The sequence below is a fragment of the Aquabacterium commune genome, from assembly GCF_004362855.1.
Lineage (GTDB): Bacteria > Pseudomonadota > Gammaproteobacteria > Burkholderiales > Burkholderiaceae_C > Aquabacterium > Aquabacterium commune.
The window spans coordinates 179,513-199,007 of the sequence record NZ_SNXW01000008.1 but is presented as its reverse complement, the minus strand read 5'-3'; the positions used below and the strand labels follow the sequence as shown (position 1 = coordinate 199,007).

15 protein-coding genes are annotated in these 19,495 nt (G+C 69.3%); 5 read left to right on the top strand and 10 right to left on the bottom strand.

Annotated features, from left to right (window positions below):
- Positions 1–363: 363 nt before the first annotated feature.
- A complete protein-coding gene (locus tag EV672_RS14320; RefSeq protein ID WP_133610383.1) occupies positions 364–2,223 on the bottom strand; it encodes a phosphoenolpyruvate carboxykinase (GTP) in 1,860 nt (619 codons plus the stop codon).
- Between the two features lie 360 nt (positions 2,224–2,583).
- Between EV672_RS14320 and EV672_RS14315 the strand changes: the two genes are divergently transcribed.
- From EV672_RS14315 to EV672_RS14300, 4 genes are read left to right on the top strand one after another with little or no spacing between them, the layout of a single operon-like run.
- Positions 2,584–3,474: a hypothetical protein gene (locus EV672_RS14315; RefSeq protein WP_133610381.1), complete on the top strand. Its 891-nt coding sequence runs from the start codon at positions 2,584–2,586 to the stop codon at positions 3,472–3,474.
- Between the two features lie 7 nt (positions 3,475–3,481).
- Positions 3,482–4,246 carry a molybdate ABC transporter permease subunit gene (locus EV672_RS14310; protein ID WP_133610379.1) on the top strand — a complete coding sequence of 255 codons (765 nt, stop codon included), beginning with the start codon at positions 3,482–3,484 and terminating at the stop codon, positions 4,244–4,246.
- An 18-nt stretch (positions 4,247–4,264) separates the two neighbouring features.
- Positions 4,265–5,425, top strand: coding sequence for an ATP-binding cassette domain-containing protein (locus EV672_RS14305; RefSeq protein ID WP_133610377.1), 1,161 nt, complete (start codon positions 4,265–4,267; stop codon positions 5,423–5,425).
- A 34-nt stretch (positions 5,426–5,459) separates the two neighbouring features.
- Positions 5,460–6,101 (top strand): MOSC domain-containing protein, encoded by a 642-nt coding sequence (locus tag EV672_RS14300; RefSeq protein WP_133610375.1) that lies wholly within the window; start codon positions 5,460–5,462, stop codon positions 6,099–6,101.
- A 21-nt stretch (positions 6,102–6,122) separates the two neighbouring features.
- Here EV672_RS14300 and EV672_RS14295 read toward each other — a convergent pair whose 3' ends face one another.
- Together EV672_RS14295 and EV672_RS14290 are read right to left on the bottom strand one after the other, a co-directional pair.
- Positions 6,123–7,040 carry a 5'-nucleotidase gene (locus tag EV672_RS14295; protein WP_133610373.1) on the bottom strand — a complete coding sequence of 306 codons (918 nt, stop codon included), beginning with the start codon at positions 7,038–7,040 and terminating at the stop codon, positions 6,123–6,125.
- 86 nt (positions 7,041–7,126) lie between these two features.
- Entirely contained in the window at positions 7,127–8,164 is a 1,038-nt protein-coding gene (locus EV672_RS14290; protein ID WP_133610371.1) for an AAA family ATPase, read from the bottom strand.
- Between the two features lie 211 nt (positions 8,165–8,375).
- Between EV672_RS14290 and EV672_RS14285 the strand changes: the two genes are divergently transcribed.
- Positions 8,376–10,871 carry an ATP-binding response regulator gene (locus EV672_RS14285; RefSeq protein ID WP_166643584.1) on the top strand — a complete coding sequence of 832 codons (2,496 nt, stop codon included), beginning with the start codon at positions 8,376–8,378 and terminating at the stop codon, positions 10,869–10,871.
- Positions 10,872–10,989: 118 nt separating this feature from the next.
- Here EV672_RS14285 and EV672_RS14280 read toward each other — a convergent pair whose 3' ends face one another.
- The 7 genes from EV672_RS14280 to gspL all read right to left on the bottom strand — a co-directional run bounded on the left by EV672_RS14280 (position 10,990) and on the right by gspL (position 19,475).
- On the bottom strand, positions 10,990–11,679 hold the full coding sequence (locus tag EV672_RS14280) for a LuxR C-terminal-related transcriptional regulator (RefSeq protein ID WP_133610367.1): 690 nt from the start codon (positions 11,677–11,679) through the stop codon (positions 10,990–10,992).
- A 77-nt stretch (positions 11,680–11,756) separates the two neighbouring features.
- Entirely contained in the window at positions 11,757–12,974 is a 1,218-nt protein-coding gene (gspF, locus tag EV672_RS14275; protein WP_133610365.1) for a type II secretion system inner membrane protein GspF, read from the bottom strand.
- 26 nt (positions 12,975–13,000) lie between these two features.
- On the bottom strand, positions 13,001–14,437 hold the full coding sequence (gspE, locus tag EV672_RS14270; protein ID WP_133610363.1) for a type II secretion system ATPase GspE: 1,437 nt from the start codon (positions 14,435–14,437) through the stop codon (positions 13,001–13,003).
- 20 nt (positions 14,438–14,457) lie between these two features.
- The gene (gene gspD, locus EV672_RS14265; protein ID WP_133610361.1) at positions 14,458–16,716 is read right to left on the bottom strand and encodes a type II secretion system secretin GspD; all 2,259 of its coding nucleotides are present in this window, start codon (positions 16,714–16,716) and stop codon (positions 14,458–14,460) included.
- Between the two features lie 3 nt (positions 16,717–16,719).
- A complete protein-coding gene (gene gspN, locus EV672_RS14260) occupies positions 16,720–17,649 on the bottom strand; it encodes a type II secretion system protein N (RefSeq protein ID WP_243738702.1) in 930 nt (309 codons plus the stop codon).
- Between the two features lie 26 nt (positions 17,650–17,675).
- Complete coding sequence (locus EV672_RS14255) at positions 17,676–18,191, bottom strand: type II secretion system protein M (RefSeq protein ID WP_133610359.1); 516 nt, start codon at positions 18,189–18,191, stop codon at positions 17,676–17,678.
- Between the two features lie 21 nt (positions 18,192–18,212).
- Positions 18,213–19,475, bottom strand: a complete 1,263-nt coding sequence (gene gspL / locus EV672_RS14250; protein WP_133610357.1) for a type II secretion system protein GspL — start codon at positions 19,473–19,475, stop codon at positions 18,213–18,215.
- Between the last annotated feature and the right edge of the window lie 20 nt (positions 19,476–19,495).

The following is a 19,495-nucleotide window of genomic DNA, read 5'->3' as shown; positions in this document are numbered from 1 at the left end:
ACAGGTGACGCGGTGATTCAGAGGGACCAACCACATCTACACAACGATTGTTGATGCCGATGCTGACGCCTCATACCCCCTGCACAGGGGGATTTGTCATCAAAACCGGGTCCGTTCGCCATGTGAAACGCCATTGTGAATGACATCACACTTTGTGCGGCTTGATCCGTTTGTGCACCGCGACACAGGAAGGGACATCCTGACGCGGTGTTGCGCCGCAGCATCTGCGGAAAAGCCGGGCAAAACAAACCCCGCAGGCCTTGCCGCATGCCAAGGGCGTGCAGGGGCGTGCGGGGTGGTGCTGCTGCGGGCCGGGTGGACGTGCCGAAGGACACGTCAGCCGAGCACGCGCATGTCAGCCGATCAGGCGGCGAGACGCTGTGCCAGCTTGGCCTTGGTGGCGGGCATGGCCGCAGGCAGCTTGTGGGCCAGCTGGGTGAACAGCTCGTCGTGCAGCTGGAGTTCTTGCGTCCAGGCGGCAGCGTCGATGCCAATGACGGACTGGAACTGGTCCTTGGTGAAGTTCAGGCCCTGCCAGTTGATGTCTTCGTAGGTGGGGCTCACGCCGAAGGCATTTTCCACACCGCCGGCCTTGCCTTCCAGGCGGCCCAGCATCCACTCCAGCACGCGCATGTTTTCGCTGTAGCCAGGCCACACGAACTTGCCGTCGGCGCCCTTGCGGAACCAGTTCACGCAGTAAATCTGGGGCAGCTTGGCGCCAGAGGCTTGCAGCTTGGCGCCCAGGTCCAGCCAGTGCTGGAAGTAGTCGCTCATGTTGTAGCCCATGAAGGGCAGCATGGCGAAGGGGTCGCGGCGCACCACGCCTTGCTGGCCGAAAGCGGCAGCGGTGGTCTCGGAGCCCATGGTCGCGGCCATGTACACGCCTTCGGTCCAGTCGCGGGCTTCGGTCACCAGCGGCACGGTGGTCGAGCGACGGCCACCGAAGATGAAGGCGTCGATGGCCACGCCAGCGGGGTTGTCCCACTCGGGGTCCAGCACCGGGTTGTTGGTGGCGGCCACCGTGAAGCGGGCGTTCGGGTGCGCGGCCTTGGCGCCGGTTTCCTTGGCGATGGCCGGGGTCCAGTCCTTGCCCTGCCAGTCGATCAGGTGAGCCGGGGCTTCGTCGGTCATGGACTCCCACCACACGTCGCCGTCATCGGTCAGGGCCACGTTGGTGAAGATGACGTCGCGGTTGAGCGACTCCATGCAGTTGAAGTTGGTCAGCGTGTTGGTGCCGGGGGCCACGCCGAAGTAACCCGCTTCGGGGTTGATGGCGTAGAGCTTGCCGTCGGCGGCGGGCTTGATCCAGGCGATGTCGTCACCGATGGTGGTGACCTTCCAGCCCTTGTAGCCCTCGGGCGGGATCAGCATGGAGAAGTTGGTCTTGCCGCAGGCGCTGGGGAAAGCGGCTGCCACGTGGTACTTGCGGCCTTCGGGGTTGGTCACGCCCAGCAGCAGCATGTGCTCGGCCAGCCAGCCTTGGTCGCGGCCCATGGTGGAGGCGATGCGCAGGGCGAAGCACTTCTTGCCCAGCAGCGCGTTGCCGCCGTAGCCCGAGCCATACGACCAGATCTCACGCGTGGTGGGGTAGTGGACGATGTACTTGGTGTCGGGGTTGCAAGGCCAGGCCGAATCCTTCTGACCGGCTTCCAGGGGGGCGCCCACGGTGTGCACGCAAGGCACGAACTCGCCGTCGGTGCCCAGGACATCGATGACGCCCTTGCCCATGCGGGTCATGAGCTTCATGTTCACGGCCACGTAGGCCGAGTCAGACAGTTCGATGCCGATGTGGGCGATGTTGGAGCCCAGAGGGCCCATCGAGAAGGGCACGACGTACATCGTGCGGCCCTTCATGGCGCCCTTGAACAGGGCTTGCTCACCGGTTTGCAGCTTGGCGCGCATCTCGGCCGGGTCACACCAGTTGTTGGTGGGGCCGGCGTCTTCCTTGCGGTCAGAGCAGATGTAGGTGCGGTCTTCCACGCGGGCCACGTCGGACGGGTGGGTCCAGGCCAGGTAGGAGTTGGGGCGCAGCTCGGGGTTGAGCTTCTTGAAGGAGCCGGCCTCGACGAGCTGGCCGCACAGGCGGTCGTACTCTTCGGTGCTGCCATCGCACCAGTGGATGTCCTTGGGCTGCAGCAGCGCGGCCATTTCGGCCACCCAGGCAATCAGTCGGGTGTTCTTGACGTAAGCAGGTGCGTTCACCTGGGCAGCGGTCGTTGACATGTGAGGGCTCCAGAAAATGAAAAAACAGGGTCTCGACAACGCTGTGGCTCGGGCCCGGACCAGGCCTCCGGCTTGGAAATCCAGCGCCACACAACGCTCTCGACACCCCGTCGGCAGCTTCGGCGGGAACTTCGTAGTTTAATCCAGCCGGCCCAAGTTCGCCTGCCCCCTCGTCCGCGGGGCAACCCAGGGAGAGGGTGCGACAGAGTGAGCACAGCGTCACGAACGCCCGTGCTTTTCAGATCCTGATACAACTGCGGGTCAGCCACAGGGGGCTCGCGCAGGCCTCGGCGGCACACTGTGATCCTCCATGACCGACCCCATTTCCAGCCTCATTTCCAGCCTCCGACGCACCCGCCCATGCCCTTGCCCCCGCGCCATGCCCGCCCCCTGACGTTGAGCCCACCGGCCGACCTCGGCGGTCGCCGCCACGCCTTGCGCCTGTGCGCTTCGGCCTGGGTGCTGGCGGGCATGCCCCTGGGTGGCGCGACCCTGATGGGCGATGCCGCCTGGGCGAACCCACGGGTGGCGCCTCGGGCCGACAGCCCGGAGGTGGGCGTGGACCCGGCCCTGGTGGCCTCGGGCCTGACCGCCCGCTGGGGCCAGGCCATGCGCCGCGACCTGGGCTGGGTGGCCCGCTGGACACCCCTGCCCTCGGGCGCCCTGCTGCGCGCGCTGGCGCAGGGTGACATCGACATGGGCCTCTTCCTGAGCCACCCGCAGGCCGAGCGGCTGTCGCAAGAGGGGCTCATCCACGACAGGCACGTGCTGGCGCGCACCGATGTGCTGCTGCTGGGCCCCACCCAGGACGACGCCGGCATCCGCAGCGAGACCGCGCCGGCAGGCGCACTGCGCCAGGTGCTGGCCGCTCACGCCGCGGGTGCCGCGTCCTGGCAGGCACCCGCGCCCGACTCCGCCTTGGCCGCGTGGCTGGCCGGCCTGGGCGTGCAGGCCCCGCCCCCAGCCAGTGGCGCCAAGGCCCGACCTGCGGGCGAGGTGCCCTACCGGCTGAGCACCCGGGCCGAGTGGCAGACGGAGCAGACCCAGCGCGGGCGCCAGATGGCGAACACGCGCATCTGGCTGCAAGGCGGCACGGCCGGCGCCACCGGCATGGGCCTGGCCTGTGAAGTGGCCCGCCCGTTCCGCACCCGGCATCCGGGCGCGCGCATGCTGTCCCAATGGCTGCAAGGGCCCTTGGGGCAACAGGCCGTGCGCGCCTCCGCGCCGGCCTGGCAAGCCCCCCGAGGCTGACGCCCCGATGTCGGACCTGGAAACACAGGCCTTGTGGCTGAGCCTGCAGCTCGCCGTGGTGACGGTGCTGCTGGCGACGCCGCTGGCCGTGGCGCTGGCCACCGTCATGGCACGCACCCAGTGGCGAGGCAAGGTCGTGCTGGACACGCTCATCCTTCTGCCCATGGGGCTGCCCCCGGCATTCATCGGCGTGGGCTTGCTGCTGGGCCTGGGCCATGGCGGCGCGCTGGGCGACTGGCTGCACGAAGTCCTGGGCTGGCGCCTGAGCTTCTTCCCGGTCGGCGTGGTGCTGGCCGTCCTGGCGATGACCCTGCCCTGGATGGTGCGGCTGCTGCGCCCCGCCTTCGAAGCCACCGACCCGATGCTGCTGGCCGTGGCCCGCTCGCTGGGCGCGTCGCGGTGGCGGGCTTGGTGGACCTTGACCCTGCCCATGGCCGCGCCCGCTGTGGCTTCGGCCGCCGCACTGGGTCTGGCCGTCGCCTGGGGCGAGGCTGTGGCCACCCTCCTGCTGGCCGGGCTGCTGCAGGCCCAGGGCCTGGGCGGCACAGCGGCGCCCCTGGACGTGGTGCAGGCCCTCGCGGCGGAGCTCGCACACAGCCTGGCGCGCCCCGACGAGGCCGGCGCAGCCCAGATGTCGGCGTGGAACCTGGCCGCCGTGGCCTGGGCCGTGGCGCTGCTGGCCGTGGGCCTCAGCGAGCTGGCCCGCACCCGCTGGCGCCGCAGGTGGCGCACCCGATTGCACATGCCGAACCCTGCGCCCAGCCAGCCTTGAATCTGCCCTTCACACGCCATGCCCCAGCCCACCCTGCCGCGCGCCCTGAGCGTCGAACTGCACCTGCGTCAGCCCGGCCTGGACGTGCGCGCGCAGTTCCGCGCCCTGCCGGGCCGCGTGTGCGCCATCGTCGGACGACAGGGGTCTGGCAAAAGCGCTTTGCTGAAGGCCGCGGCCGGCCTGGCCCCGGCGTTGAGCGGTCGCGTGGCGCTCGGGCCCGACGTGCTCTACGACACCAGCGCCCGCATCAACCTGCCGCCGCATGTGCGCCGCCTGAGCTGGCTGGACGCGCAAGCCCACGTCTTCCCCCACCTCGATGTGCGCGACAACCTGCTCTACGGGCGGCGGGCGCTGGGGCGTTGGTGGTCGGCCACCGGCGGTGCGGACGTCGGCGCGGTGGCACGTTGGGCGGGGTTGCAGTCCGTGCTGCAGCTGAAGACCGATGCGCTCGGGCCGGCGCAGCGCGTGCGCGTGGCCCTGGCGCGCGCCCTGGCCGCACACCCACACGCCTTGCTGCTGGACGATGTCCTGGGCGGCGTGCCTGAGCACGAGCGCGAGCCCCTGCTGGCGTTGCTGGCCGAGGTGCCGTCGCGCTTCAAGCTGCCGGTGGTGTTGGTGACGCCACGCATGGACGAGGTCATCCGCATGGCCGACGACGTCGTCATCCTGCACGAGGGGCGCATGGCCAGTGCGGGGCCGGTGGCGCAGATTTTGTCGGACGTGTCCCTGTCCACCTTCCTCGAAGGCGTGCATGCCGGCAGCGTGCTGGAGGGCGAGGTCACGCGGCACGACATCGAGTGGCTGCTCAGCGAGGTCGATGTCGGCGGGCAGTGCGTGACGGTGCCGGCGATGCTGCACGGCGTGGGCAGCAAGGTGCGCCTGAAGGTGCGGGCCCGCGACATCACGCTGCACCGAGAGAACCCCAGCGACACCAGCGCCAGCAACCACCTGCGCGGCCGCATCACCCAAGTCATGCTGGCCGGCGAGCACGGCACCTATGGCGCGGTGGGGGTGGAGCTGGCGCGCGAGCTGGATGCGGCCAACCTCCACGTCAAGCCCGGCGCCACGCTGTGGGCGCTGCTGACGCGCAAGGCCATCCAGCAGATGGGCTGGGCGCCGGGCCAGCCCTGCATCGTGGGCTTCAAGGCCATGGCCACGGCGGTGTCGCCCTGGCGCTAGCATCGTGGCCTCGTCACCCCTTCCGTCCACGACCATGTCCACCGCCCCTGCTGCGCCTGCCCGCGACACCGCCGCCCGCCGCGTCCTTTCGGTCAATGTGGCCCAGGCCGCGGCCATGGAAATCCAGGGGCGGCGCATCCTCTCGGGCATCGGCAAGCAGCCGGTCAGCACGCTGGCGCAGCCTGGGGGCGTGGCCGAGCGCATCGCCGTGCGCCTCTTGGGCCTGGCCGGCGACGAGCAGGCCGACCTCAGCGTGCACGGCGGTCTGAGCAAAGCCGTGTACGCCTACCCCCACGCGCACTACGCTTTCTGGCAGACCGTGCGCGCCCAGGCCGGCCTGCAAGGCTGGCACGACGCGATGCCGCACGGCATGCTGGGCGAGAACCTCACGCTCACGGGCCTGCTCGAAGCCGACGCCCACATCGGCGACGTGCTGCGCTTCCCCGACTGCGTGCTGGCCATCAGCGAGCCGCGCCGGCCCTGCTACAAGCTGGAGGCCCGCCTGGGCTTCCAACACGCGATCAAGATGATGGCGCAGTCGGGCTACTGCGGCTACTACCTGTCGGTGCGCTCGCCAGGCACCATCGCGGCAGGCGATGCCTTCGAGGTCGAGCCCGGCCCGCGCGAGGTCAGCATCCGCGAGCTGTTCGCCGCCAAGATGCGCAAGGACGCCTGAGGCGCCTCACCCACGGCCCACTCAGCCGTTGCGGATGCCCGCCGCCACGTGGCCCGCCGGCACATGGGGCGCGGCGTTGTCCACGTGGCCGGTCTGGTCGTCGAAGAAGAAGTCGGGCTCGAACTCGCGCAGGAATTCGCCCTTGGGCAGGCCGCCCAGGAACAAGGCCTCGTCAACCTCGATGCCCCAGTCCATCAGGGTGCGGATGGCACGCTCGTGCGCCGGTGCGCCGCGGGCCGTGACCAGCGCCGTGCGGATGCGCATGGCCGGGCCGCCCGGTGTTTCGCTGGAACGCCGCAGGTCGTGCAAGGCCTGCAGCAGCGGCCGGAAAGGCCCGTCGGGCAAGGGCTTGCGGGCCCGCGCGGTCTCGTGGTCCTGGAAGGCGTCGAGCCCACCTTGTTGGTAGATGCGTTCGGCCTCGTCGGAGAACAGCACGGCGTCGCCGTCGAAGGCGATGCGGACCTCGTCGGGGTGGGCGTCACCGGCGCGGGCCGCATGCGGCAGCACGCGCGCCGCCGGCACGCCCGCGACCAGGGCCTGGCGCACATCGGCCTCGTTGGCCGACAGGAAGAGGTGGGCCTGCAAGGGCTTGAGGTAGCGCCAGGGACTGCGCCCCCGCGTGAACACGCCACGCTCGATCACCAGACCGTGGTGCGAGACCGAGCGGAACACGCGCAGGCCCGAGGCCGGGTCGTTGCGCGAGAGGATGACGACCTCCACGCGCGCTTGGTCCGGCGCATCGGGCGGGTTGAAGGCCAGCAGCTTGCGCACCAGCGAGAAGGCCACGCCGGGCTTGGCGGGCACCTCGATGCGGTCGAGCTGCAGGTCCATGTAGGCGCGGTCGTCCGAGCCTTCGAAGAGGCGGTTCTCCTCTTCGAAGTCGAAAAGCGCGCGAGAGGAAATGGCCACCACCAGGCGGCCGTCAAGGCTGGCAGGCATGGGCCGAGTATGGCCCATGCCGCCGCGCTTCGGTGCCCGCAGCGCCGGTCAAGCCCTCACGGCACTTCACTGCACGTCACTGCACTTCACTGGACGAAGCCGATGCTGGACTTCTTCGCGCCGGCATCGGGCAAGTCGCGCGCTTGCAGCGCGTAGCGGCCATCGAGCTTGGCGTTGCCGAACGCCGTCATCAGCGCGCGGCGCATCTCGCGCGGTGCCATGCGGCCCAAGGCGCCCAGCACGGCGTCAGACAGCTCGGGGTCGAAGCGCTGGCCCCAGTCGTGGTCGGCGCGGATGCTGCGGTAGAGCTTGGCGGCGATCTGCCGCGCCGCAGCCTCGTCCGGCATGTCGATGTCGAACACGTTCATGCGGTTGAGGATGGGGTCGGGGATGCCGCGCACATCGTTGGCCGTGGCCACCCAGATGACCTGGCTGGCGTCAATGGGCACCTCGGCAAACTCGTCGGTGAAGCTGCCCGCGGTGTCGTGCTCCAGCAGGCTGTAGAGCGAACCCAACGGGTCGTAGGCGTGCTCGCCGCCGCCCTTGTCGATCTCATCGACCACCATGACGGGGTTGGCGTACTGGCCGTCCACCAGGGTCTCGAAGACCTTGCCGGCACGCGCGCCCTTCCATTGGGAGCTGGCGCCCGAGAGCACCCAACCCGCCGTCATCGAGCTCATGGAGATGAAGCCCATGCCCGTGCCCAAGAGCTGCGCCACCTCGCGGGCGAAGTGCGTCTTGCCCACGCCGGGCGGACCGAGCAGCAGCATGGGCGTGAGCTCCAGCGCGTCGTGGCTGTCGCTGCACAGCGCGAGTTGGCGCTTGAGGTCGTCGAGCACCTCGTGGAAGTTGGGCAGCTCGTCGTAGAGGTGGGCCATGGCAGGCAGGCCGGAGGGCTTGACCTGGAAGCGGTCGGGGCCCTTCTCCAGCATGCGCTCGTAGGTGGCGCGCAAGGACTCGTGCTCGCGCGTGGGCAGCTTGCCCAGGCGCCGCTCGACCTCATCGACGCGATAGACGTGGCGCATGTGCGCGATCGGGATGCGACCGCCATGCCGCGCACCGCGCGCCTCGCCCCCACCCCAGCCTTCCCGGCTCACCGGGACCAGATCGGTACAAGCACTCATCTCAGACCTCCATGCCAGGCCACTGCGTCTCATGATTGCAGCAAAGCCTGCGCGGCGTGAGCCCCCGAACAAGGGGCACAGTGGCAGTCATATCACCGCATGCCGCGCACGCAAAGGTGGTCGCCCCGGGGAGCGGCGCACAGGATGCGCACAATGTCGGCTTTGCGCCATCTCTTTGCTTCATGTCCCGGCGCCCTCGCACCACGTCACGATGACCCCGCGCTCCTCACCACCCGCCATCGACGAATCCGCTGTCACGCAGCCACCGCCTGACAGCGGCCGCGTTCGCCAGCTCATGCAGCTGGGCCGCCGCCTGGGCAGCAACTGGCTGGTCGCCCCACTGCTGTTGCTGAGCTTCTGGGTGATGGTGACCTTGCAGCCCGAACCTCAGAACGCCCCGGGCGTGCAGTGGCCCAGCATCCGCCTGGTGGCCCTGCAGGACGACCTCAGCGGCGAAAGCCGGCTGGCCCAGGCCATCGACGTTCAACTGCCACACAGCTGGCAACCCGACGGTTTGATGAACAAGGGCGTGGGACGCTATGAACTCTCGCTGGCGGCGTCAGCACCTGCTGCGCAAGATGCAGCCCAACAGCCTTGGGCCCTGCGCATCGACCGCCTCAGCCCCGCACACCGCGTCTGGCTCAATGGGCAACTGGTGCACAGCACCCTGCCCCGCCGCGGCTGGCTGACACTCGGTGCGCCCCACCTCATTGACGTGCCTGGCGGGGCTGTGCGTCCTGGCCAGAACACCCTGGTGGTGGAAATGCATTGCGCAGCACAGTGCGGCCTGACACCCGTGACACTGGGCCGCAAGGCCGACCTGCAAGGCGCCTACTGGATCTACAGGGTGGTGACTCGGGACCTGCTCGTCGTCCTCAACATCGTCTGCATCACCTTCTCGCTGTTCGTGGTCACCCTGTGGTGGATGCGCCGGCAAGAGGCCACGGCCGGGCTGTTCGGGCTGCTCATGACCGTGGGCGCCTTGCGCAACTGCCGCTACTTCGTCGAGGGCGACCTGCAGCTGTCGGCCAATGTGGATTCGTGGCTCTACTTCACGGCCCACGTGCTTGCCACGTGCCTGCAGAGCTGGTTCATCCTGGCGCTGTCACGCACGCACTGGCCTGCCCTGCACCGGGTGCTGTGCGTCGTCTTGCCGGGGTTTCCGCTGATCGCACTGGCGGCCATGCCCTGGGACCCCGGTCTCACCCACACCCGCAACATCCTGCAAGGCACATTGCTGCTGCTGCTGCCCCCATCCATGCTGATGCTCAAGCGCAGCCACACCCTGGTGCCAGGCAACCTGCTGTTCGGCATGGGCGTGGGCTGGTTGCTTGCACTGCTGGCCAGCATCCATGATTTTGCCCTGGGGCGCATCGTGGGCAATGTGACCTTCAGCTACTGGTTGCCCTGGGCGATCCCGATGATGATGCCTCAGTTCGCCATGCTCGTGATCAAGCGCATCGCCACCGCCTTCGACGAGATCGAACAGGCCAACCAACACCTCGAAGCCAAGGTCGCCGAACGCACCCGCGAGCTGGCCGCGGCCAACGCTGCCAAAAGCCACTTCCTGGCATCGGCCAGCCACGACCTGCGCCAACCGGTGGCGGCCATCGGCCTGATCACCGACCTGCTGCAGTCCCGCGTGACCGACCCTGCCTTGCGCAGCCTGACGGACCGACTCACGCGCGCCGTGAACTCGATGGAAAGCCTGCTCAAGGGCTTGCTGGACCTCTCCCGGCTGGACTCGGGCACGGTGGACGTGCAGCGCCGCCGGGTGAAGCTGCAGCCACTGCTGGAGGCCGTGACCAACCACGAGATGGAATCGGCGCGGCACAAGGGCCTGCGACTGCGCATCCGCCCCACCGACGCCACCGTGTGGACCGACCCGGTGCTGCTGGAGCAGGTCCTGCGCAACCTGGTGGGCAACGCCATCCGCCACACCACCCAGGGCGGCGTGCTGGTGGGCATGCGCCGGCGCGGCAACGCCTGGGTGCTGCAGGTCTGGGACAGCGGACCGGGCATCGAGCCCGCCGACCAGCAGCGCATCTTCGAAGCCTTCGTGCAGCTGTCCAACCCCGCGCGCGAGCGTTCACAAGGCCTGGGCCTGGGCCTGGCCATCGTGCAACGCGCCGCCACCCTGCTCGACCACGCGGTCGGCGTGCGCTCCGTGGTCGGGCGGGGCTCGGTGTTCAGCGTGACGATGCCGGCCGCGACGCTGGCACACGGCGTCGGCCATCGCACCGGCAACGGCAACGGCATCGCCGCATCGGACAGCACCCTGCAGGCAGGCCCCACCGGCGCATCGACGGCGCTGCCCGCCATCCCCGCCAGGCGGGTGCTGGTCATCGAAGACGACCGCGGCCTGCGCGACACCCTCGTGAGCCTGCTGCAAAGCTGGGGCGTGGCCGAGGTGCACGCTGGCGACAGCCTGGCCAGCGTCAGTGCCCTGCCTGCGGGCTGCTGGGACCTCGTGGTGTCCGACCACCGCCTGGGCGATGGCACCGGCCGCGAAGTGATCGCCCACCTGCGGTCGGCACAGCCAGGGCTGCCCGCGCTCATCCTCACCGGTGACACCTCGCCCGAGCAACTGGCCGAGCTGGCCCGCAGCGGCCTGCCCGTGCTGCACAAGCCGTTCAGGAGCGAAAAAATGCGGGCCATGATCGTGGATACCATGGCCCGCGCGGCAGATCGAGATGACAGCGTCTGATGGTGCTAGCGTAGCAAGAACGCACCCCTGAGCGCTTCGTCCGTTCGGCCGATCGGCGCGGCGCTCCCCCGCGAATGCGGGCTGACCCGAACACAAGCGCCGTGCGCCGCCTGACGCGTCAAGGCCTGCGCGACAGCGGTCCCAGCGCCACACCGGCACGCGCCACAGCCACCACCGCCTGGGTGCGGCTGTTGACGCGCAGCTTGCGGAAAATGGCCGACAGGTGCGTCTTGACGGTGGACTCCGACAGCACCAGCATGCGGCAGATTTCCTTGTTGGGCTTGCCCTCGATGAGCAGGCGCAGCACGTCAAGCTGACGGTCCGACAGGCCCAGCAAGGACTCCGGGGGCGCGTCGTCGGACAAGGCTGGCAACAGGGCGTCCTCACCCGCACCGTCTTCGACCCCCGTCAGCTCGGGCAGATAGACCTCGCCTGCGAGCACACGGCGCAAGGCGTCCTGCATGGTCGTGGCCTGGGCCGTCTTGGGGATGAAGCCAGCGGCACCGTGGTCGATGGCCGACACGATGGTGGCCGGGCGGTCGTCGGCGGACAGCACGACCACCGGCACGTCGGGCGCGATGGTGCGCCACTGCTGCAGCGTGTCGAGGCCCTGTCGGTCACCGAGGTTGAGGTCGAGCAGGGCCAGCTTCACATCGGGATGTGCCTGCACCACGGCAGCGGCCTCGCTCAGGTCACCCGCTTCCAGCAGCGACAGCGCGGCATGGTCGGGCAGGCTCAGTCGGTGCTGGATCAGCAGGCTGAGGCCATCCCTGAACAAAGGATGGTCGTCAATCAACAGCAGTTTCATGCGGCCATCCTACGCCATGCGCATGTCGCTGAATGACAGAACGCGCCAGCCCCGCACGGCTCACCCATCTGGACGGTCTATTTGACCCAGGTGTTCATCTGCATGATGGGCATCATCACCGACATCACGATGAGCATCACCACCAGGCCCATGACCACGATGAGCAAAGGCTCCAGGATGGTGGCGATGGCCAGGGCGCGGCGCTGCACCTCGCCCGACAGCTGCGTCGCGGCACGCTGCAGCATCAGCGGCAACTGGCCGGTCTGCTCACCCAGGCGGGCGAACATGGACAGCAAGCCGGGGAAGCGCTTCTTGGCCGCCAGGGCCGAGGCCAGCGGCGCGCCTTCGCGCACCTGCACCAGGGCCTCCATGGCGTCGGCCCGCATGGCGCGGTTGGAGAGCGTCTCGGCCGCCGCCTGCAGGGCCTTGAGGATGGGCACGCCCGAGCCGGCCAGCATGGCCAGCGTGCCGGCAAAGCGCGCGGCGTTGTAGCCCCGCGAAAGCCGCCCGATGATGGGCAGCTCCAGCCAGAAGGCATCGAAGCGTTTGCGGAAGGCCTCCTCGCGGCGGGCCACGATGAGCACGCCCAGGCCACCGAAGATGACCAGGCCCAGCAACCAGCCCCAGCCACGCATGAACGCGCTCAGGCCCAGCATGAACTGCGTGAGGAAGGGCAAGGCGCGCTTGCTGCTGGAGAACACCTGCGCCACCTGCGGCACCACGAACACCAGCAGCGCGATGACGATGACGATGGCGAACAGCGAGACGATGGCCGGGTACAGCGTGGCACCGATGAGCTTGGACTTCAGCTGCTGCTGCTCTTCCAGGTCGTTGGCCAGCTTGTCGAGCACGCCACCGAGCTGGCCGCTTTGCTCGCCGGCGGCAACCACGCCGCGATAGACATCGTCGAACTCGCGCGGGAAGCCCGTGAGCGCGCGCGCGAAGGGCGAGCCGGCGTTGACCTCGGCGCGCAGGTGGGCCACCAGCTCGCGCTGGCGCGGGTCCTCGGCCTCATCGGCCAGGGCGGTCAAGGCGCGCTCCAGCGGCAGACCGGCCACGACCAGGCCCGAGAGCTGGCGCGTCCACACCGACAGCGCCGACGAGTTGAACACCCGGCGCGCGAACAGTTTCGGGCTGCTGCCCTCGGCCTCGGCCACCTGCACCAGGCTGACGTTGAGCGGCACCATGTGCTGGGTGCGCAGTTGCGCGCGCGCGGCCTTGGGGTTGTCGGCCTCGACCAGACCGTTGATGGTCTTGCCGGAGGCGTCCAGGGCTTCGAAGCGGAAAGCGGGCATGGCGCGGTCTGGCCTTTATTCGGGGGTCATTCTCGGGTCACGCGCAAGACCTCTTCCAGCGAGGTCACGCCCTCGCCCACCAGGCGGTCACCGTCTTCGCGCATGGTCTTCATGCCATTGAGCTGGGCGATCTCGAAGAGCTTGGCCTCGGCCGCCTGCGCGTGGATGAGGCCACGGATCTCGTCGTCGGCCACCATGAGCTCGTACACGCCGGTGCGGCCCTTGTAGCCGCTCATGCCGCACTCGGTGCACCCCACCGGGTGCCACTTGCCGCCGCCGTCCTGGCGCTTGCAATGCACGCAGAGTTTGCGCACCAGGCGCTGGCCGAGCACCCCCAGCAGCGAGCTGGACAGCAGGAAAGGCTCGATGCCCATGTCGGTCAGGCGGGTGACGGCGCTGGGCGCGTCGTTGGTGTGCAGCGTGGCCAGGACCAAGTGGCCCGTGAGCGAGGCTTGCACCGCGATCTGCGCGGTTTCGAAGTCGCGGATTTCACCGATCATGATGACGTCCGGGTCCTGGCGCAGGATGGCGCGCAGGGCCTTGGCGAAGGTCAGCTCGATCTTGGCGTTGACCTGGGTCTGGCCGATGCCGTGCAGCTCGTACTCGACCGGATCTTCCACGGTCAGCACATTGGTCGTGGCCGCGTCCACCGTGCTCAGGCCCGCGTACAGCGTGGTCGTCTTGCCCGAACCCGTGGGCCCGGTGACCAGCACGATGCCGTGGGGCTGGCGCAGCAGGCGCTTGAAACGGCTGAGCGAGTCACCGCTCATGCCCAGCGATTCGAGGGTGAACTTGTTGGCGTCGCCCTTGTCCAGGATCCGCAGCACCGCGCGCTCGCCATGGGCCGAGGGCAAGGTTGACACCCGCACGTCCACCGCGCGGCCACCGATGCGCAACGAGATGCGGCCGTCCTGCGGCATGCGCTTCTCGGAGATGTCGAGCTCGGCCATGATCTTCAGGCGCGAGATCAAGGCGGCGTGCAGGGCCTTGTTGGGCTGCACCACCTCGCGCAGCGTGCCGTCCACGCGGAAGCGCACGGCCGAGGAGCGCTCGTAGGGCTCGATGTGGATGTCGGAGGCACCGTCTTTCGCGGCCTGCGTCAGCAGCGCGTTGAGCATGCGGATGATGGGCGCGTCGTTGCTGGACTCCAGCAGGTCTTCCACCGCCGGCAGGTCCTGCAGCATGCGGGACAGGTCCACCGCGCTTTCGACCTCACCCACCACCGCGGCGGCGCTGCCCTCACCCGCGGCATAGGCCGTGGCGATGCGCTGCGAGAGGGTCTCGGCCGGCTCCTGCTCGATGGCATGCACCGTGAACTTGCGCATCACCTCGGACAGAGCCGAGGGCGACACGCCTGGCGTGGCCCACAGCGTGGCGCGGTCGCCATCCTGCTCGGTGAGGACCTCCAGCAGCAGGCCATTGGCCATCGCGAAGGTGTAGGGAAGGGGGTGACGTGCGCCCATGTGGAGCCTCGCGGGTCGGGTCAGGGGGCCTTGGGGGCGGCTTGCGGCGCCAGCTTGGGCGCGTAGCCCGAAGTGCCTGGCATCAGCACCGTCGGGGCGGACGCGTTGGGGTCGTCCAGCGGCTGCTTCACCGACGGCATGGTCAGCTGGTTGCTGAGCTTGAGCGGGTCCAGCACCGGCGCGGCATCGATCTTGTTGAGCGCCGCGCTGGGCTCGGGCTGGCTGTTGATCTGGCGCTGGCGCATGTAGTCGTAGCGGTCCGAAGTCAGGGCGTTGGCGTCGTCCTGGTTGCGGATGACCACGGGGCGCAGGAACACCATCAGGTTCGTCTTGTTGCGCGAGCGTGATCGGTTCTTGAACAGGTTGCCCAGCACCGGGATGTCGCCCAGCAAGGGCACCTGGCTGCTGTTATTGCTGAAGTCATCTTGAAGCAAGCCGCCGAGCACCAGCGTGGCACCGTCGTCGATGACCACGGTGGTCTCGATGGAGCTCTTGTTCGTGGTCAGGCCCTGGCTGTTGCCCCGGCTGGAAGCATCGACATCCGATTTCTCCTGGAACACGGTCATGCGCACCGTGCCGCCCTCGCCCACCTGCGGGCGCACACGCAGCGTCAGACCGACATCCTTGCGCTCCACGGTGGTGAACGGGTTGACACTGCCCCCGCTGCCCGTGTTGGCATTCGTGAAAGAGCCGGTCACGAAGGGCACGTTCTGGCCGACGACGATCTTGGCTTCCTCGTTGTCAAGGGCAATCAGGTTCGGCTTGGACAGCACGTTGCCATCGCCGTTCGTCTCCAGGAAGCTGGCCAGGGCGCCGAGGCTGTAGCTGCCATCGGAGAGCTTGCGGCCAAAGGCCACGTTCAGGCCCTTGACCGCCGCTGCCGTCTGCTGGGACGCACCCACCAGGCTGAACAGACTGGGGAGACCACCTTGCTGAAAGTTGGTGCCTGCCACGACCTGGTTCTCGCTGCCGGCGCCACCCGCCCACTGGAAGCCCGCCTCGGCCAGCTTCTGCTCATTGACCGTCACGACCATGGCCTCGATGTAGATCTGGGCGCGACGGCCATCAAGCTGGTCGATCACGGCGCGCAGCTGGCGGTACAGCGCATCGGTGGCCGTGATGATGAGCGAGTTGGTGCTCGGGTCGGCCTGGATGAAGCCGCCCGTGGAGGGCTGGGCCGAGGCCGCCACCGGCGAGGTGGACTGCGTTGACGCCCCGCTGGACGCAGCACCGCCGCCACTGCTGAGGTTGATGCCGGAAGGCGCCGTGGTCGTGCTGCCGCCACCGGGGGTGCTGCTGGCACCGCCGCCGCTGCTGCTGGAGCCGCCCGCGCCAGGGAAGGCCGCGCGCAACACCTGCGCCAGCTTCACGGCATCGGCGTTCTTGAGGTAAACGACGTGGATGCCGCTGCCACCCAGGCCAGCGGCGCCGGGCCGGTCGAGGCGCTGGATCAGGGCGCGCACCAGGGACATGCGGGCCGCGTTGGGCGCACGCACCATCAGCGTGTTGGTGCGAACTTCGGCCATCACCAGCGTGGCTTGGCCCGCCGCCGCACCCGCGGCCGCGCCGGGCGCCGTGCCGCCGCCATCGGCCAGCTTCTGCACCATGGGCGCGAGGTCGGCAGCGATGGCGTACTGCAGCGGGATGGCCTCCATGTCGGTGGCCGAGGGCACGTCGAGCGCCGCGATCATCTCGCCCAGGCGCTTGAGGTTGTCGGCGTAGTCGGTGATGACCAGCGTGTTCGTGCCCGCGTTGGCGTTGATGGTGTTGTTGGGGCTGATCAGCGGACGCAGCACCGTCACCATGTTGGCCGCGCTCTCGAACTGCAGGCGGAAGATCTGGGTGAGCACCTGGTCGCCCGAGCGCTTGACCGAGCCCACCTCGACCGTGCCCGTCTGCAGCTTGGCCTCGGCCTCGGGCAGGATCTTGAGCATGCCACCCACCTCGACGAGGCTGAAGCCCTGGCCACGCAGGGCCGCCAGGAAGTTCAGGTAGGCCTCGCGCGGGGTCAGGGGCTGGTCGCTGTAGAGCGTGATGGCGCCCTTGACGCGGGGGTCCACGATGATCTGCTTGTCCACGATCACGGCCATGGCGCGGGCCACACCCTCGATCTCGGCGTTGACGAAGTTCAGCGTGACGGTGGCGCCACCCTTCTTCACGGGCGCAGCCAGCGCGGCCGAAGCCATGAAGCCGGGCATCAGGCCGGTGGGCCCGAAGGTCAGCGCCAGGGCGGTGGCCAGCGCGGTGGCACGGGAGAAGGTCAAGGGATGGGTCTTCATGCCTTATCCGATCGAAATGACGGAACGGTCGCCTTCGCGACGCCCGATGATGTTCAACAAATTGTCCAACGCGCCCGGGTCCGTGTCGCTGGCGCGGGCTTCGCCGCGAAAGCGCATGCCGGTGGGGGTCAGCCCGCCGGTGCCCGACAGCTGCAGGGCACCGTCCAGGGTGCCCAGACGCAGTTGCACCTGGCCGTCGGCATCGCTGTCCACGTTCAGGCGGTAGCTGCCCAGGCGCTCCAGGGTGGTGAGGCGCGAGGCGGCGTTGTCCAGGGAAATCTCGGCCCGCCCCGACAGGCGCAGGCGGCCCTGCACCCATTCGAAACGGAGGTCTTGGGCGGCCAGGCGCAGCACGCCGCTGAGCTGCAAGGTGTTCCAAGGCGTGCCCAGGCCGCCCAGCCAGGCAGCGGGCCAGTGGCCCAGCTCGTGGGTGGCGCCTGCGGGTTGCACAGAGGATGCCGCATCGGCCTGCCTGCCCACCTGCACCTGCATGCCAGACCAGCGTGGGTTGACCTGCAGCACAAGCGGCACGGGCAGGCAGCAGTCCTGCTGCAGCGACAGGCGCAAACCGCCCCCCGCCACGCGCATGCCCCAATTCAATCGGCCCGGCAGCGCGCGGGCATCGCGGCTGCCGCGCCCGCCGGTGAGCACCGCCACGGCATCGCCCTGCCAGATGGTGCCCGACGCGTCGGCCAGCAGCAGCTTGCCGTCGCTCAAGGCCGACACGCCCTGTGCCAGCCAGGCGGCCGGCGCGAACACGATGAGGCCCAGCGCAGCACCCGCACCCGCGCCCCACCAGCCCCAGCGGCGGCCGGCGCGGCGCATGTTTTCCCAACGCGCCACCTCAAGCGTGGACTCCAGCCAGCGCGTGGTGAGCGCGGTGGCGCCACGCATCCAGCCTGGGCGTCGGTTGAAGAGGGGGATGCCTGCCATGTGGGGGGATCAGCTCAGGGAGCGCCTCAACGGTTGTTCATGGCAGAAGCCAGGGCAACGACCACGGTGCCGGAATACACGCCCGGCTTGACCTGCTGCAGGTTGGCCTCCAACGGGCGGGCGCGCGCGCCCACACGGGCTTCTTCCAGCCAGGTGGCCACGGCCTCGCCCGGCACGTTGGTCAGGGTCAGGTTGGCGCGGTCGGGCTGCACGGCCAGGCGGGCGCCAGCGCCCAGGCGGTCGGTGGCGGCCTTGAGGGCGGCTTCGGCCTGGGCCGGTGGCACGGGCGGACGCTGACGCAGGGCGGTGGACTCGTCGGCCAGGCGGCGCATCTGGTCGAGCTGGGCATCGACCTCGCGCAACTGCAGCGGCGCTTGCGACAGGGTGCGCCAGGCCGGCCGCACGCCGACCAGCACCAGCAAGGTCAAGCCGGCCAGCCAGGCCGCGGCGGTGGCCAGGCGGCGCTCGCGCGGGGCCATGGCGGCCCAGCGGGCCAGGCCATCGGCGCGCAGGGATTGGAGCTTGGAGACTTGTTCGCTCATGGTGACTTTCGTGGCGCGGCCTCAGCCCCGCGGGGCCCGGCGCACCTGCAGGCGGCCATCGGTCAGGGGCTCGACCTGCACGCCCGAGGCGCCCATGCGCGCACGGAACTGGGTGAGGTCGTCCGGGCCCCAGCCAGCCGGGGGCATCAAGGTCAGGGCAGTGCCGTCGTACTGCAGGAACGTCGTCGGGCGCTCAGGCGGCCAGGCCATGGCCACCAGTCCCATCAGGGCCTCGAGGTCGTTGTCGCCCGTGGCGCCCGCGGCAGCCCGCAGGGATTCGGTTTCGCGCTGCATCTGCACGGGCGCGTCCAGCACCACCTGCACCTGCGGGTGGGCTTGCTTGAGGATGCGCACGAGCTCGGTGCGCTTGCCTTGCAGCTGCTGCTTTTGCTGCCAGGCCCAGAGGTTGAGCCCCAGCAGCTGCACCCCCACCAGCGCCATCAGGCCGACACGGACCGGGCGCCACTGCGGGCTCATGACACGGCGCCACTGATCAGACAGCGCGTTCACGCCTTTGCTGCGCGGCGTCAGCTCGAACTGCAGCAGGTTCCACAGCGAGCGCGACGCCATCAGCAGGTGCTCGGCCTGGGTCTGCACCGTCACGGCACGGCCCAGCCAGCGCTCGGCCGGCGAGGCCACGGGCGGGGTGGCGAAGAAACGGGTCTGCACGGGCAGCGGCTCGGGCAGCAGGCTGCGCGCCAGGCTGCCGGTGGCCGGCCAGGTGGACACGCCATCGGCCGAGGACCAGGTCAACAGCATCTCGCCACTGGCGTCGGTTTCGCTGGAGGCGCTGTCTTGGGCCTCGTGGAAATAGGCCGAAGCGGGCTCGTCGGGCGCCACGGCGGGCACCACGCGGTCCAGGCGCAGCTTGGCTTTTTCCAGCGCCATGAGCTGGCTGGTCAACCAGGTGTGGTCGCACACCGCCACCCAGGCCTTGTCGCCGGCCTTGGCCTGGGGCGCCAGGGCCAGGTGGAGCTCTTCGGGGTCGTCCAGCAACACTTCTTCCAGCATGCCGGCCAAGGCCGCGCGCAAGCGGGCCACGGGCGCCTTGGGCACGCTCACCTGGTGCCAGCTGAGGTCGGTGGCGGGCATCACGGCCACCACGCTGTCGGCGCGCGGCAGCATCGCGGCCACGCAGCGCCCCTGGCGGCTCACGCTCACGCCGTCTGCGCTCAGGACGTAGCTGTACTCCTTCGGCCCCGGGCTGGCGGCAGCGGCATCGGGCGCCGGTGCCTCGGCCTGGGGGCGGGCGCGCGTCGGCAGTTGGATGATGAGGAGGCTCATGCCGGTGAGGTCATTGGATC